Genomic DNA, 15,265 nt, shown 5'->3' with positions numbered 1-15,265 from the left:
TCTCTTGGTTCTTCTTCGCCCAGCGGGCATCCGTATCTTTTTGAGCGCCAACGTTCGGATTCTTTTCAAAACGATCAGGCGTTTCACCGCGTTTTATCTGTTTGTTTTCTTCCTTTTTATTGCGCTGCCTGGGAACATCGACAAAACTCGCATCCACTATTTGACCTTTTCTTGCTTGAAAACCGTGTTCCTCTAATTGAACATCAAAAGTAAAAAACAAACGCTTCATTAAACCAGCTTTGACTAGGTTTTCTCTAAACAGCCACACTGTCTTGGCATCAGGCACCTTGTCCGATGGAGTCAGACCTAAAAACCGGCAAAAAGAATAGCGGTCCCGTATTTGGTACTCTATCTGATCATCGGATACATTGTATAAGTGCTGAAGTACGAGTACTTTGAACATCAGAAGCTCGTCATAGGCTTTACGACCCGCATTGCTTTTTCGGTTCGACTTTCGTATTTCCTTTAAGGTCGGACGAAAGGCTTCCCAAAATATCAGTTTGTTGAGATGAACTAATGGATCTTTTTCATCTAACTTGCGATACCTGTCATCTAAATCAAAAAAGCCGGGCTGAGACATAGAAGGAAACTCTTGAAATTTTTGAACAGTGAGATTATATCAAAGTTGGGCTATTTTTAGAGGTGCCCTTATCTATATAGCTCACGCTCTTATGTTATGCCTCTATGACGGAAAGTTTATGCCGCAACTCCCCAGGTAAAGATGAATAAGGCGATAGTAAGACGATAGAAAGAGACTATCTCGCTTTTACCCATGTAAAAGTCCATTAGCGCCCTGTGGTTATTAAATACCGCTCAATGGTTTCTTCGGCGTAACGTTTTCCTTCTTTGCTGGAGTACTGGCCGCGAGTCATGACGCTTTGTGCATATTGAAATAGCGGCATAAATAACGCTTGGCCCTCGACGGTTTTGGTCAACGCCAAGGTGGGGTGTTGTTTGATTTTATCGGCCCATACCGCACGTACGTCCGCCCAAAACTGACCTGCAAGCGCCATGTAGTTTGCGCCAGCCGAAAAATCAAACCCCTTGATGCGCTCGTATCGGGCCACCCCCTGCTCTTTTGCGATATATTCACTGCCTGTGCTAACACTGACCCGCTTCAGATTCTCTTCTTCTTGAACCCACCCCGTGGCCATGACGGTATGTCGATTAAAGCCTTCCAACACTTGATAGTCATTACGCACGCTAGATTCACGTCTAGGTAAAGGTCGCCAGGTTTTTGTACTCTTCCATGAGCTAAAGCTAGCATTGTGCTCCCACTGACCAATAGCCTCATAACGGGGGGAATCGTCCACCTGAAAGACGGCTTGACTCCAATGCCCTTTCACATCAATGGGCGAGCGACGCGATGTTTTCCAGGTATTATCGCCTTGGTATTCCAGAAGCTCAGAGTCTTCAAAACGCCAATCTTGACGCCAATGCTTCATCACCATGGGCTCAGAAAGCGCACCGTCTTCTTGCACAAAGACCATCACCATCATGTGCTGCAGAGAAATAAAATCGCCTTCATCGGCAATTACATAAACGTATTCTGTGCCCCAAGATTGATAGGGTTGTACCGACTTTTTAGGGGCCTGGTACTGTACCGTCTCTAAAAAATCGAATGTGGTTCGATATGGGCCTGCCATGGCCAAGATGGCGCGACGATCCCGCTCGAAAGTGGAAATATTTTTCGACTGTAGCGCTTGCCACTGAGGGGAGCGGTCCATATCCAACGTCACAGGAGCCCCTTTTGTGGTGCCACCACGGGGGTTCATGGAACAATCATCTGAAATCGGCCAACTGAAGGTAAATCTCTGAGCACACTCGCTAGCTTTCTCTTTTTTCGAGCCGTCATAAGCAAAGGCAGGAAACGCATAAAGCCCCCCAAAAATCAGCCCGACCATCACGGTTACCGAGATCAACCCCCTTATCACTCCGGCCACGCCGTGATTACCCATAACCCAGTACCTACCTTGTTGAAAATGAATCAATGTAAACAGCATGAGAAACAGCCCCCTTAAGACCATTTTTAAATGAGTTTCACTTGTTTACAGCGCCCTAGCAATAATACGCCAACGGTAATTTGACCTACGTGGATGCTCACCTATAATCGGCGCCCGTTTTTATTGATTCGTTATACGAAAATTTGATCCAAGAGGCCACCAATGAGCGAATTCACAACCAGTTACCAGCAACGGTTTGGCGGTATCGCACGGCTGTATGGAGAAATGAATCTACAACGACTGGCCAAAGCCCATATGGTCGTACTGGGTATTGGCGGTGTGGGCACTTGGGTAGCCGAAGCCTTAGCCCGCTCTGGTGTAGGCACACTCACTTTGGTCGACCTCGATGACATCTGTGTCACCAACACCAACCGCCAAATCCACACTCTTGCGAGTACTATTGGTTCCAGCAAAACCACCATCATGGCAGACCGGCTACGCGGTATTAACCCTGAAATAAACATCATTGAAGTGAGTGATTTTATCGAACCGGAAAATGTTCATGAGATCATTACAGATCAAGATGCCGTCGTGGACGCCATTGATGCCGCCCATGCCAAAGCCGCCGTTATTGCTCACTGTAAACGGCGTAAAATTCCCATGGTGACAGTAGGTTCTGCCGGTGGCAAACGCGACCCACGTCTTGTTGGCAGTGGCGATTTAAGCCGCACCACGAACGACCCCTTATTGGCAAAAACACGCAACCAACTGCGACGCTGTCATCATTTTTCTCGCAATACCAAGCGTGTATTTTCGGTGGAGGCGATTTATTCCACCGAACAAATGGTGTACCCAGATGGCGACGGAGAAATATGTTACAGCGCCAGCGGCATGAGCGATGGGGTCAAATTGGATTGTGCCGGTGGCTTTGGTGCCGCCACCATGATTACCGGCACCTTTGGTTTTGTGGCCGCTTCTCGGGTGATTGATCGTTTTCTTATTAAACAAGCACGGGAAGATCAAAAAACACAAGAGAAGTAAATTAACACTAGATTGATTATGGGTGGTCATTAACCATTAACTGAATGCGATTCCATAACGCCCAAAAACCGTTAGAGCGGGAAGGGCTGAGGTGTTTTTCTAGCCCTAAGTCAGAAAAAATGGCCTTGATCGGCAATAACCGAATGGTCTCGGCAGTTTGCCCCTGAACTAACATCAGTAAGAGCACACCCAACCCTTTGACCACATTAGAATCACTGTCCAGATAAAAATAAAATCGCTTGTCTTGGAGTTGAGCCACTAACCACGCCGCCGACTCGCACCCCTCCACTCGATACTCATCGCAGCGAATTTCAGGCTGATGAGGAACTCGCGCCGCCCACTTTAACAATAATCGATACCGTCGCTGCCATTGGCGCTCGGCTTTTAAAGCCTCCACACTGCATAACGATAAATCAGGCGCTTCAAAACACACGGTGTCTTCACTGCTGCTTGGCGCCTCTGCCTGAGTAGAGAGTGTGGACATTAAGGCGGTGGTCAGCGGTAGCGCAACGGACGCCATTCGTTGATCACTAGAGGCAAAGAAATCATCCACAGCGGTTAACGCTCGATCAATGTCGTTGTCGCAGTTATACGCACCGATGGAAAAACGTAAGGTATGAGAGACACCCAATGACGCCATCAGCGGTTGTGTACAGTGATGGCCAACACGGCAAGCCACTTCACACTCATCCAGCCAATGACCCAAATCAGCTAAATGAATTTGATCGCTATGCACACTGATGACACCCACATTGTCTTGCCAAGGCGATAAAACATTGAGCTCAGGTCGGGCACTTAAACCGGAATACAACCGCTGGAATAAAGCCTGCTCGTGCTGCCACAACCAACCTCTGTCTAAACGTTGCCAAAATTCCACACACGCCGCTAAAGCGGCAATATCGGCCAAAGACGCCGTACCGGGTTCAAAGCGATGAGGCGGCTCTGCATAGGTGCTGCTCTGTAACGTCACCTCTCGAATCATTTCCCCTCCCCCTTGCCAAGGGTGCATTGCTTTGAGATGCCGATAACGCCCCCAAAGCACCCCCACCCCCGTAGGCCCATAAAACTTATGGGGAGCACATACCCAAAAATCACAGCCAAAAGTTTGCACATCAACCGATTTATGCGCCGTGTATTGTGTTCCGTCCAACACCCAATGAAGCTGATCGCGGCGACCGGAACTCACCAGCGTCTGCTCAATAAGCGACAGAGGTGATAAAAACCCTAGTGCATTGGAGGCCGCCGTAACAGAGACAATGCGTGTTCTGTCCGTAAGGTACTCTCCTAAGCGCTCAAAACAGGGAATGCCCTGATTCGAGGGCAAAAACACTAAATTAAGCCCATTGCGTTTCGCTGCCATTTGCCAAGGAACCAAATTCGCATGATGCTCTGCTTGCGTAAGCAAAACCTCATCGCCCGGCACTAACTCGGCACACAAACTAAACGCCAATAAATTAAGCGCCTCTGTCGCCCCTCGCGTAAAAATAATTTCTTCCGGTTGTTGTGCGTTTAAAAATACCGCCATGCTGTTGCGACTGTGCTCCAAAGCATGAGTGGCAACACGACCTAAACGATGGCTGGAACGATGGGCATTACTGTTGGAATGTCGATAAAAATCTGAAATGGCCTCTATTACCTGCTGAGGTTTTTGCGTGGTGGCAGCATTGTCGAGATAAACCAACGATTGATTTTCAGGAGTTTGGAATAGCGGAAACTGTGCTCGCAATTGAGCATGGGTCGAAAAAGGGGCAGTGGTCATTGAAGCAACCATTAAATATAACAACCATTAACTGAAACCAATACCCATTAAAACAACAATTGATTAAAACAACAATTGGCTAAAACAAAGACGAAAAAACGAGTGGCGTGTTTCCTTTATCTTTATTGACTTTCAAGATTGACTCTCAAGGCTCCTTAACAGGCTCTCTGATTGGCAAAGCAAATAAACAACGCGCATTTTCGGATGTCTGAAGTGCAACCTCTTCCACGGCAACACCCCTCAACGAGGCCAATTCTTCCGCTACCAAGGGAAGAAATTGTGGATAATTAGTTTCACCCTGTCGACCATTTAACGGCATATCCGGTGAATCAGTTTCCAGCAACAAGCACTCAAGAGGTAATCGAGAAACCGCATTTCGGGTTTTATTGGCACGAGGGTAAGTAATCGTTCCTCCAACCCCTAAATAAAAGCCCATTTTCCAATAGCTTGCACCCAACTCATAACTGCCAGAAAACCCATGAATGACGCCACCACAAGGAGGACGGTAACGCTTTAAAACTTTTTGTATTCTTGGGTGTTCGTTTACCGCGTGAATTATTAATGGCTTTTTCGCCTCGCAGGCTAAGCGGACATGGGCTTCAAACCACTGCAATTGCTCCGTCATGGGGGTATCTGCTTTACCATCTAACCCCGTCTCACCCACCGCCAAACAATAAGGCTCTGTTACCAACCTAGCTAGCGTTTTTTCAACCATGCTAAGAGAATGTTTTTCCAATAGGCACTGCTTAATCCACCAAGGATGTACACCAAATGCACAATGAATACAATCAAACTCACTGGATAATGACTGCAACGATGACCACTCGCCTGGTGAAACACCCGGCACAATGAACTCCGATACCCCTGCATTTCGTGCAGCGGTAATGGTTTGCTCCACCGGTTGCAAAGGCTCAAAATCCAAATGGCAATGGCTATCAATGTATTCCACAATCTCGTTATTCCAGAGTCTGATTATTCAAAAGTCTTGTGATTCTAGAGTCTCAGTATTCGATCTTTTCTGTCTTACATTTTTATTTCACCCAGCTCTATGAGCTACTCTTTATGCACTGCTCTTTTATGCACTACTCTTTATTCATCAAGCTCTCAAACACAAAGACTTTTCAAGCTCATATTAGCGTGAATTCATGTAATAATAATTAACATGTAACAACAATTAAAAAGACAAATAAAGGAAATACACAGCGAAACAGAAAGGAAAATACAGCGTAAGAAAAGTTACCGCAAACGCGATAACCATGGCTCCATTTCTTCAGCAGGTTGTGGGCGGCAAATGAAAAAACCCTGTGCATAATCACAATTTAACCGTTCTAAATGCAACAATGTCACCTCGTCTTCAATGCCTTCTGCCACCACTTTCATTTGCAAATGTCGTCCAATATCAACAATGCATTCGACGACAGCAGATTCTTTTACCCCTTGCACCACACTTTGCACAAGACTGCGATCAATTTTTAAGAAGTCAACGGGTAACTTCTGAAGATAACTGAATGACGAAAATCCCGTACCAAAATCATCAACCGCAAATCGAATGCCAAAACGCTTAAACTCATGCATAACTTTCAACACACGCTCCATGTCTTCCATAAACACTGATTCGGTAATCTCAAACACTAACGATCGCGCTGAAATTCCATGGCTTAAAATCGTATTCTTCACTTTCTCGATAAAATCGGTTTGCTGAAACTCTCGAACAGACAAATTCACCGCCACAACAACGCGATCATACCCTTGCTGATTCCATCGCCGGATATGAGCGCAAGCCTCATTCAAAATGTAATCACCAATATTGTTGATCATGCCCATTTTTTCTGCCATGGGAATAAACTCTGCTGGCGAGATCATCGAGCCATCCGGGTTAATCCAACGCACCAAGGCTTCGAGCTGTATCACCTCTCCGGTTTTCACATCAATTTCAGGTTGAAAATACAGTGTTAATAAACCCTGCTCGAGGGCAACAAAAAGCTTTCGCTGCATTTCCACTTGATAAATGGCATAACGTTCCATGGAATCACTGTAAAACTGAACACAAGAGCGTCCCATTTCTTTTGCCCGATACATCGCCATATCCGCTTTTCTCAAAAGCGCATCTGGGTCATTATCATCGCGAGGATAAATACTGATGCCGACACAACAGGTAATATGAAAAGATTTTTCTCCCAATTCAATAGGATAAGCAATACTGTCATGAATACGCTTGCATAATTGTCGCACAGAATGTTGACTGGTAACGGCCTCTTGCAGTATGACAAATTCATCACTGGTGAGTCGGGCCAAGGTATCTTGATCTCGAATAATCCCTTCGAGTCTTAGTGCAATTTCTTTGAGCAAGCCATCCCCAGCCGTATGCCCCTCTGCATCGTTAATACGCTTAAACCCATCTAGATCAATAAACAATACCGCCATCATGGTATTTTCACGAGCGCATAATTTGATGCTGTGCTCGATGCGTTCTTTTAATAATAAGCGATTAGGAAGATTGGTTAACTCATCGTGAAAAACACGATGCATGTTATCGGCTTCGGCTTGTTTATAACCCGTGATGTCCCGAAAACTCCAAACCCGGCCAGTCACAATATTTTCGAAATATTCCGGTATGGAGTGACATTCAATATGACGACCATCCAACAATTGTAAATAACCAAAATAACGCTTGGATGGGTCTTTTTTTAACACACGAAGCGTTTTAAATAAACGCTTGGGTTGATCCATTCGCTTGGCTAACTTGCGAATCAGTAAATTGTCGACTTGCCGACTCTGAAGATGATTGCTATCAAACAACTGTTCAGCTAAATGATTGGCATGGCGAACACGGCCACTGCCATCCACAGCCAAAATCGCTTCTCCAATAGCATTAAATGTCGTGGCCAGTACAGAGCGTGAGTTTTCTGCTTCACTACGCGCTTCATCCAACTCCACTAAGTGCTGACGCAATTGTCGACTACGAGAAATTAGCTCATTTGACGATAACTCAATGGTTGAACGAAGCATATCTAATGCTTCATCGTACTCACTATAGGTTTCCGAAATTACACTGTACAGCTCACGGATATCCGTATCGATACCCGCATCTTTAGGGTTTAATCCAAAGCGCCGTAACTGCCTGATCAGCCGCTTATGCACTTTATCTCCTATCTTTACAACCTACTCGTTTACAATGTATTCGTTTTAACCACTGGCAGGTATGGCAAAACCAAAGGTATTCCCCGACTCATCCGAGCTATCGACAAACACATCACCACCATGATGTTTAGCAATCTCTTTCACTAATAGTAGGCCAAGACCATTGTGATCATCCAAATTCTCATGATCTTTACTACTGCAAAAGGGGACAAATAATTGCCCAAGCTGCTCAACTTCCATCGAGGCACCGGTGTCATGGACCAAAAAACGCAACATCCATTGCTGCTCTTTAATTCGATCTACCACAATTTCCACCGAGCCTGTATCGGTTCTTTGTATTGCATTCATCACTAAATTACTCAATGCCTGCCGGATCAACCGTTTATCACATCGTGCATAAGCGGTTGAGGCTTCCATACGGGTTGAAAACCCAATTTTTTTTTCATCTGATACCGGCTTGCACCAACGTGATACTTCATTCAATAGCTCTTCAATAACCACATCATCGCGGTAAGGCGAAGCGTTAGCTTGGTCGAGACTGATGACATCAATAATATCACCCACCATATCCAGTAGTCGGTCGGCATTACGCTTCACGGAATTTAACCCATCCACATCCTGTGCCGAGAGCTTTTCAATATTTTTTGTTAGAGCACGGGAGCTAAGACGAATGATGGTATTCAATGGGGTTCGAAATTCATTGCTGACCATAGCAATAAACTGACTTTTTCGACTGGACGATTCTTGAGCCAGACGGAGCGAATCAGAAAGGTGAGCGGTCTTATCCTCCACCAACTTCTGGTGCAATTGATCATTACCCGTGAATAAACACACTAAACCCATGGTAGTACCGCCGAATAAGATCACCACTAAGAATAGAAAGGAGACATCTCTGTACTCCAAATTTTGAAAATATAGGGGTGACGGTTGGGCAACGAGATGGTATGTCCGCCCCCCAAAATTCAGCGTATATAAATGCACAAACCCTGGCACGGGCGTGGCATTATTCCGATACAAAAGCCGTTCTGGGACACGAGCCGCCGAATCACTGCCATTATCGATTAATGACAATTGAAAGCTTTCCATTTGAGTATCCGTAAGCTGGCCATCCACCATGATGTCCACATCCACCATGCCCATGACCACCCCCATGATCGAACGGGGCGTACTCAATGTCGCCACATCACTCCCATACACCGAACTCACCAAGTAGATACTGTTTGCTACCCGTGAAGACTCCAGTGAGGTCTTGGTGGTCGCAATCGTAGAGTTAGACTGCTCACTCATCTCTATTAGCTCACGCCAATCGGCCCGATGAGTGGGGTCATATCCTCTAAAATCGTCTGAAAAAAACAGGGCATTCCAATACAAAATGGGCAGATAGGTTTCGCGCTTCGGCGCCAAATGCACCTGAACCTCGGAGCGATAATGAATAAAAGGGTGATCGGCATTGGTTCGATCCAAACGACTTTCAAACGCCTTACGATCCTGATGTTGTACCAATGGTAACCAGGCAATACCTTGAATACCGGGATACACGCCTATAATTTCTCCGAAAAAGCGTCCAAATTTTTCCTCAGACACCTCAGGGTTTGCCTGCATTAACGCCTTGGTAGCAATCAAAGAGGACTCAACCATCAATAACGTCCGAGTAAACGACTGACCTATTTCATCCACTGAACGCTGAAATTCCAGCATAAGACGCTCTCTTTGCAGCGCATAAACCCACTGGATGCAAACACAAATAACAATAATCGTCAGCACCCCACCCAAAAAAAGACCACCACGATGATCCCGTTTAACCTCTCGATGAAAGATATTTAACAACAACGGTAGCGCCAGCTGCCCACCCAAAACGCTGCTGGCCCAAACCCCTAGGCTGTCACCTTTGGACATCAGAACACTATTATTTAAAGAAAGGTTGATATGGGCACCCAATAGCCAGTCCTGCACCATCGAGGAGACAACATCAAAAAGAGACACCAAAGGAATCACAACAAACAACAACCGTAAACAGTCGCGTGCTTTCAATAAACTGGATTGGATATTCAATTGATGGAGTAAAAATACTGCCACGGAAATATGAAGTAGAAAGAAAAGCAGTACGATAAGTACCCCAAGCGCAGCGCCATCTACCCCCACCTCTGAATAGGCAACAATACTCGCAAAAACCAACCCCAAGGCAATGGCTGGCAACAACCTCACCCCAAATGCAACCCAGATAGCAATAGCAAGTGCAGGCACAATATTCAAAGCCCAGTGCCAGCTATTAATGTGCTGCCAATAAAACCCAAGCAAGAAGATGCCCGCCAGCGAAAGCACTACCACACATTGCTGCATAAGGGTAATGATTATCGAAGGAGCAACTTTAGCCATGAACGCGCCTTACCTATATAGAGGAATACGTTATAGGGAAATACGTTCAGTATAGATGCTATTTTTTTTAGTAAAGGAACGCTTTGGAGGCCACTGATATTGAGGTTTACTCCAAAGTAAATGACATGTCACACAATCCCTATGTACGCAATGCCAAGAATCCACTCAAGCCCGCAATCGCCATTGAATCCCTTTCATGCACTGATAGATGCTCTTCAATGACACATTTTCAAAAGCGAATGCGAGAATTTCGAGAGAACTGCGAGCTTAAAAACTCCATCTGATCCCCACGAATACGATCATTATTGATCAGTGCTAGATATTCAGCGGCATTGGGACGAAAAGGTAAGGCTATTAGCTCCATGTTGATTTCAGACAAAAGGTAGTTACTCTTGCGCTGATTGCAGCGCTTACAGGCAGTCACAACATTTTGCCAGCGATCTTTGCCGCCTCGAGAAATGGGAATAACGTGATCACGAGATAGATCGGTGAAATCGAAATCCCCACCACAGTACATACATTGATAATTATCGCGAGCAAATAATGCGGAGTTAGTGAGCGGTGGAATGGTGTTTTTGGGTTGTAGCGTCTTACCATGACAAGCAATGATGGAGGGCAATTCAATCATCGATTGCAATCCCGTAAAGCGCGAATACCCGCCCTTCACAGCCTTAACAACATCTCCCAGCGTCCAACAAATCATATCTCGAGAATACAGGCAGGTCGCCTGTTTCCAGTGCAACCACTCCAGAGGTTGCCCATGGGCATTCAATCTCAGTATTCGAGGTTCCATCGTACCTGTTCCTCTTGTGCGTGAAACCAGCAGACTACACAGCACCGATATTGATTGAGAACGACCCCCGCCAATACCACGGTTCGAGCACTGCCCAGCAATTTGCCAGCAATAAACGTCATCAGTTGATAAAAAATAAGGGTATGTACTACCCATAACATAATTACCCACAACATAATTACCCACAACATAGTCGGTAATGGGTGTAAATTAGGTAATGCGCGAAAGGAAAAGAAAGAATAACACCTTGTAGAATGATGGCTTTGAGTTGAAAACCATCGGCGGACAGACCGGTGGACCTGCTGAAGAAAAGAGATCAAAGGGGTGTACTTAATGAAACCGTACTGAAGGGGATAATATTTCGTTATCTCTATGAAAGCGGCCTACCTCTGATGCATCATCAATGGACTGACGCTATTTTTAATGGACTGACACTATATTCAGTGGACTGACACTATATTCAGTGGACTGACACTATTTTCACTCTTATTGTTTCATACTCACTTGTTTTTACTATAGACCATATAAGGCACCAAAACCGGGCATCAGAGAGTCTTTCTTATTGGCGACTAGGTTAGCGGCCACCAATGACAGTACCGTGACATTCTATTCATCGCTTTTACTTATTTGTTACTTAGCTTATGGCACTACTTTGTTACTTAGCTTATGGCACTACGATCAGAGAAATTCCTAAATTCAAGAAGGTCTGTCTTCTGGTGACGAACTTTGAGGCAAACTGCCCCCTGACGTATCCCAGCCTTCCCGAATTTTCTGGCCCTGACGCTTCACCAGATGTTGAATAAGCAGTTCTTGGTCTTGGGTGTTCATGGCAAAAAAGTCCATTCGTACATAACGATTCTCGTTGGCTCCCCGTTCCCCTACTACTGACTCACCTACCATCAACTCCCCTGCCATAGACTCGCCTGCAACCGGATGATCCACCACATCAACCACTTTAGCCATAGTGGATACGATGGTATTACTGGGCAATAACGCCAACTCCAAATGCAAATGATCCCCTTGTTGTAAGGTATCTTCAGTGTAAAACGCCATCCCGCACGCACTGACATTCACTTCTCGAGCTTTATGCACCAGAGAGCGCACTAAATAATTATCCATCTCTAATTGATTGACCACTGCAATCAATTTTTGGTTCAAGGCATCTAGGATTTTTGCCACGACTGGATCACGGGTTTGCAATACACTGAGTTGCTCTGCAAGTACACGATCATAGCTGGCCAGTTGGCGAAAAAGATCGTTTTGTTGCTTCGCATCGGGAATATTTTCTGTTTCATTCATCTTGGTATAGGCAACACCTAGCGTATCATCAATTCGAAAAAAACGGCGCCGATCTTCTTGGTTACTCATCATTTTTACAACTCAATCGTTTTATTTATCATCATACTTACTTCAGTGGAACCCGCTTTTTTCATAGAACTTTTCATAAAATACGTGTCTTGACCTTCACTTGAATTGGCAGCGCTTAATCAATACAGCGAAATAAATAAAGCTAAATAGCGACGGCTAAAAAATCATACCCACAAGCAGTATCAAAAAATTTCATCCGGCGCTAGTTCAAATAAATATTCCGGCTCTATATCTAACTCCCGCAAAATATCACTGCCCTCTGTTTTCAATAATGCTTTGTCTTCTTCTGATAAGGTATTATCCAAACTTTGTCGTACAACAATTTCTACCCGACGATTTCGTGATCGACCATCGGGCGTTTCATTACTCATTAATGGTTTTGTATCGGCATACCCTGTTACTTCAAAACGATCTCGACCCAACTCTGCCCCACTCATTAATTCCATCGCCACGGATACCGCTCGTGACGATGACAATTCAAAATTAGAACGAAAGCGTGCAGTTTGAATGGGTAAGCTGTCCGTGTGTCCTTCTACTGAAATAGTACCGGCCGTGCCCGCCAATACTTTTCGTACATCCGCCAGTACCTCACCATAATTGCCAACCAATTCTGCAGAACCGCTTTTGAAAGAACCCTTTTCACGGATACGAATAATAATATTCCGGCCGCGAGTTTCGATTTCCATCTCGCCATTAATAATTTGCGTCTGCAGCGCTCGGGCCAATTCGGTGGCTCGATCTTGCGCTACGTTTTCCGCTTTTTGGATGAGCTTTTCAAGCTCCTGCTTAATACGAACCTTCACACCGGCTTCACTGTCGACGTCCCCTTGCTCCACATCGTATTGCTCTTGGCAATCCACCTCTAAACTCATTTCGGTAAAGTCATCGGTGCTTTGAAAAATTTCATTAATAGGAGTGGGTTCAGGAATGCCTGGGCTGAACTCTTGAGCAATAATACTGGTTCCTTTGGGAGGATCGTCCACATTCAATTTATTCTGCACCCCAAAAGCTTGCGCCATCGAGCCCGCCAAACGCTTAAACTTCATGGCATCCATTTCTGAAAACGACAGTAACAAAACGAAAAAGCACATCAACAGCGACATTAAATCCGCAAAGGTACCCATCCATGCAGGCAGCCCTTCTTCGCAATCGCATTTCGCTTCTGCTTCATCCATACTGGAGGCCTCCGTCGATGAAACCGTCTAGATAATTATTCATCACCAGCCACATCTCGCTTGCCTTCCGGTAAATACGTTTTCAACATCCCATCAATCACTCGGGGGTTTTGTCCTGCTTGAATGGCCAATAATGCATCAATGATCAAATTTTTAATCATCGCCTCTTCATTAGCCCTTAAATTCAACTTGGCTGCAATCGGGTCTGTTAAACCATTTGCCATCACGGCACCGTATAGGGTGGTCAATAGCGCAACCGCCATGGCAGGCCCAATGGACTTAGGGTCATCCATGTTCGCTAACATGGCCACCAAACCAATCAATGTCCCGATCATTCCCATCGCCGGTGCCATCGCGGTCATGTCTTTGAATATCTGAGCACCCACGGCATGTCGGTCTTCGGCAAGAGTGCGGTCTTTCGAGAGAAGGGTTTTCACCACATCCGGGTCATGTCCATCCACCAGAAGTTGGATACCTTTTTGCAAAAACTCATTGCCAACTTCTTTCCCTTCCAAAGACAACAATCCGCCTTTGCGTGCTGCATCTGCCAGACCAACAATCTCTTCAATTAAAGCAGCGGTATCGGTCCCCCCCCCTTTAAAGCTTTTGCCTGCCACTTTCATCGCACCAAGAAACTGCCCCAGCCCAAACTTAGCCATCACCGCGAAAATACTGCCGCCGACCACAATGACCAACGAAGGCGCATTCACGAACATGCCCAAACTGCCGCTCATCAACATGGTCACGATAATTAAACCCATCGCTCCCAATAAACCAACCAGTGTTGCTAAATCCACCATTTACTCCTTACACATTCTCAAACGCCCTTTCTCAGAGACTCTTTTGAGTTAATCGTCTGTCGGGGCATCGATCAGAATAACTATTTATTCAGAACACCTAATATTATTTATTCAGAAGATCTAATACTATTTATTCAAAAGATCTAATATTTTGAAATCTATCGGCCAAATCGACATTCACATTAGAAAAAATGTCATGCGCAAAGGTCGGCCTTAAAGAACAACCTTGTGGCCAGCGCACAGATCATCTACTACTAAGAGAGTGTAGCGTTTAATTACTCATAACCTAATGGCGCTGTGTTAGACCCGTATTCTCATTCTCAAACAAGCTCATCCGTTTTGAGAGATTGACCGCCACCGGCGCGTTAAGTATGGTTGCGCCAATGATGTTTTTCTCTCATCGAATAACTCTCTCACCAAGGCTGATGGCGGCTCCACTGCTCTAAAAATGACCGCAAAACTCCAGCACTGGAGAATGAGATAATCATGAAGACCAGTAACCAATTTGTTCACGGGGGCATGACCTATGGCAGCCAGAAAAAAATCTCAGGATTTTGAATCTGCGCTCACGGAATTAGAGCAACTCATTGAGAAGCTGGAAACCGGTGATTTATCGTTAGAGGAGTCACTTAAGGTATTTGAAAATGGAATTAAATTAACACGGGATTGCCAAAAAACACTGGCAGACGCAGAGCAAAAAGTGCAACAACTCATTGCCAGCCAAGGCGAATTGCAACTACAAGAATTTCCCACAGACGAGTAACGCGAAACACCGTCGAAGAAGGATAATCGGCATTGATTGGCGTCTTATAAGAGCGTGACTCAACAAAATACACCATCCTTTTAATCGAGCGTAACCAATAATCGGG

At 45.3% G+C, this 15,265-nt stretch carries 12 protein-coding genes; 2 read left to right on the top strand and 10 right to left on the bottom strand.

The window, feature by feature from the left end:
* Together LU351_RS18625 and LU351_RS18620 are read right to left on the bottom strand one after the other, a co-directional pair.
* On the bottom strand, positions 1–580 hold a 580-nt coding region (locus LU351_RS18625; protein WP_232592392.1), incomplete at its 3' end, for a transposase.
* Positions 581–785: 205 nt separating this feature from the next.
* On the bottom strand, positions 786–1,958 hold the full coding sequence (locus LU351_RS18620) for a DUF6607 family protein (RefSeq protein WP_232595608.1): 1,173 nt from the start codon (positions 1,956–1,958) through the stop codon (positions 786–788).
* A gap of 207 nt (positions 1,959–2,165) precedes the next feature.
* Between LU351_RS18620 and tcdA the strand changes: the two genes are divergently transcribed.
* Positions 2,166–2,984 (top strand): tRNA cyclic N6-threonylcarbamoyladenosine(37) synthase TcdA, encoded by an 819-nt coding sequence (tcdA, locus tag LU351_RS18615; protein ID WP_232595607.1) that lies wholly within the window; start codon positions 2,166–2,168, stop codon positions 2,982–2,984.
* A 16-nt stretch (positions 2,985–3,000) separates the two neighbouring features.
* Here the strand turns inward: tcdA and LU351_RS18610 are convergent, their stop codons facing one another.
* From LU351_RS18610 to pomA, 8 genes are all read right to left on the bottom strand, one after another.
* Positions 3,001–4,743 carry an aminotransferase class V-fold PLP-dependent enzyme gene (locus LU351_RS18610; RefSeq protein ID WP_232595606.1) on the bottom strand — a complete coding sequence of 581 codons (1,743 nt, stop codon included), beginning with the start codon at positions 4,741–4,743 and terminating at the stop codon, positions 3,001–3,003.
* 145 nt (positions 4,744–4,888) lie between these two features.
* Positions 4,889–5,692: a TatD family hydrolase gene (locus LU351_RS18605; RefSeq protein ID WP_232595605.1), complete on the bottom strand. Its 804-nt coding sequence runs from the start codon at positions 5,690–5,692 to the stop codon at positions 4,889–4,891.
* A 287-nt stretch (positions 5,693–5,979) separates the two neighbouring features.
* Entirely contained in the window at positions 5,980–7,884 is a 1,905-nt protein-coding gene (locus LU351_RS18600; RefSeq protein ID WP_232595604.1) for a putative bifunctional diguanylate cyclase/phosphodiesterase, read from the bottom strand.
* A 45-nt stretch (positions 7,885–7,929) separates the two neighbouring features.
* On the bottom strand, positions 7,930–10,260 hold the full coding sequence (locus tag LU351_RS18595) for a CHASE domain-containing protein (RefSeq protein ID WP_232595603.1): 2,331 nt from the start codon (positions 10,258–10,260) through the stop codon (positions 7,930–7,932).
* 229 nt (positions 10,261–10,489) lie between these two features.
* Positions 10,490–11,053, bottom strand: coding sequence for an HNH endonuclease (locus LU351_RS18590; RefSeq protein ID WP_232595602.1), 564 nt, complete (start codon positions 11,051–11,053; stop codon positions 10,490–10,492).
* 696 nt (positions 11,054–11,749) lie between these two features.
* Positions 11,750–12,424: a hypothetical protein gene (locus LU351_RS18585; protein ID WP_232595601.1), complete on the bottom strand. Its 675-nt coding sequence runs from the start codon at positions 12,422–12,424 to the stop codon at positions 11,750–11,752.
* A 179-nt stretch (positions 12,425–12,603) separates the two neighbouring features.
* Complete coding sequence (locus LU351_RS18580; RefSeq protein WP_232595600.1) at positions 12,604–13,596, bottom strand: flagellar motor protein MotB; 993 nt, start codon at positions 13,594–13,596, stop codon at positions 12,604–12,606.
* Between the two features lie 35 nt (positions 13,597–13,631).
* On the bottom strand, positions 13,632–14,393 hold the full coding sequence (gene pomA, locus LU351_RS18575) for a flagellar motor protein PomA (RefSeq protein WP_232595609.1): 762 nt from the start codon (positions 14,391–14,393) through the stop codon (positions 13,632–13,634).
* Between the two features lie 529 nt (positions 14,394–14,922).
* On the opposite strand from pomA, the gene LU351_RS18570 reads away from it, so the two are divergent.
* Entirely contained in the window at positions 14,923–15,159 is a 237-nt protein-coding gene (locus tag LU351_RS18570) for an exodeoxyribonuclease VII small subunit (RefSeq protein ID WP_232595599.1), read from the top strand.
* Positions 15,160–15,265: the final 106 nt, after the last annotated feature.

Source organism: Marinibactrum halimedae (genome assembly GCF_021234875.1).
GTDB lineage: Bacteria > Pseudomonadota > Gammaproteobacteria > Pseudomonadales > Cellvibrionaceae > Marinibactrum > Marinibactrum halimedae.
The sequence above is the reverse complement of the archived record's forward strand: the minus strand, read 5'-3'. Positions and strand labels throughout refer to the sequence as shown.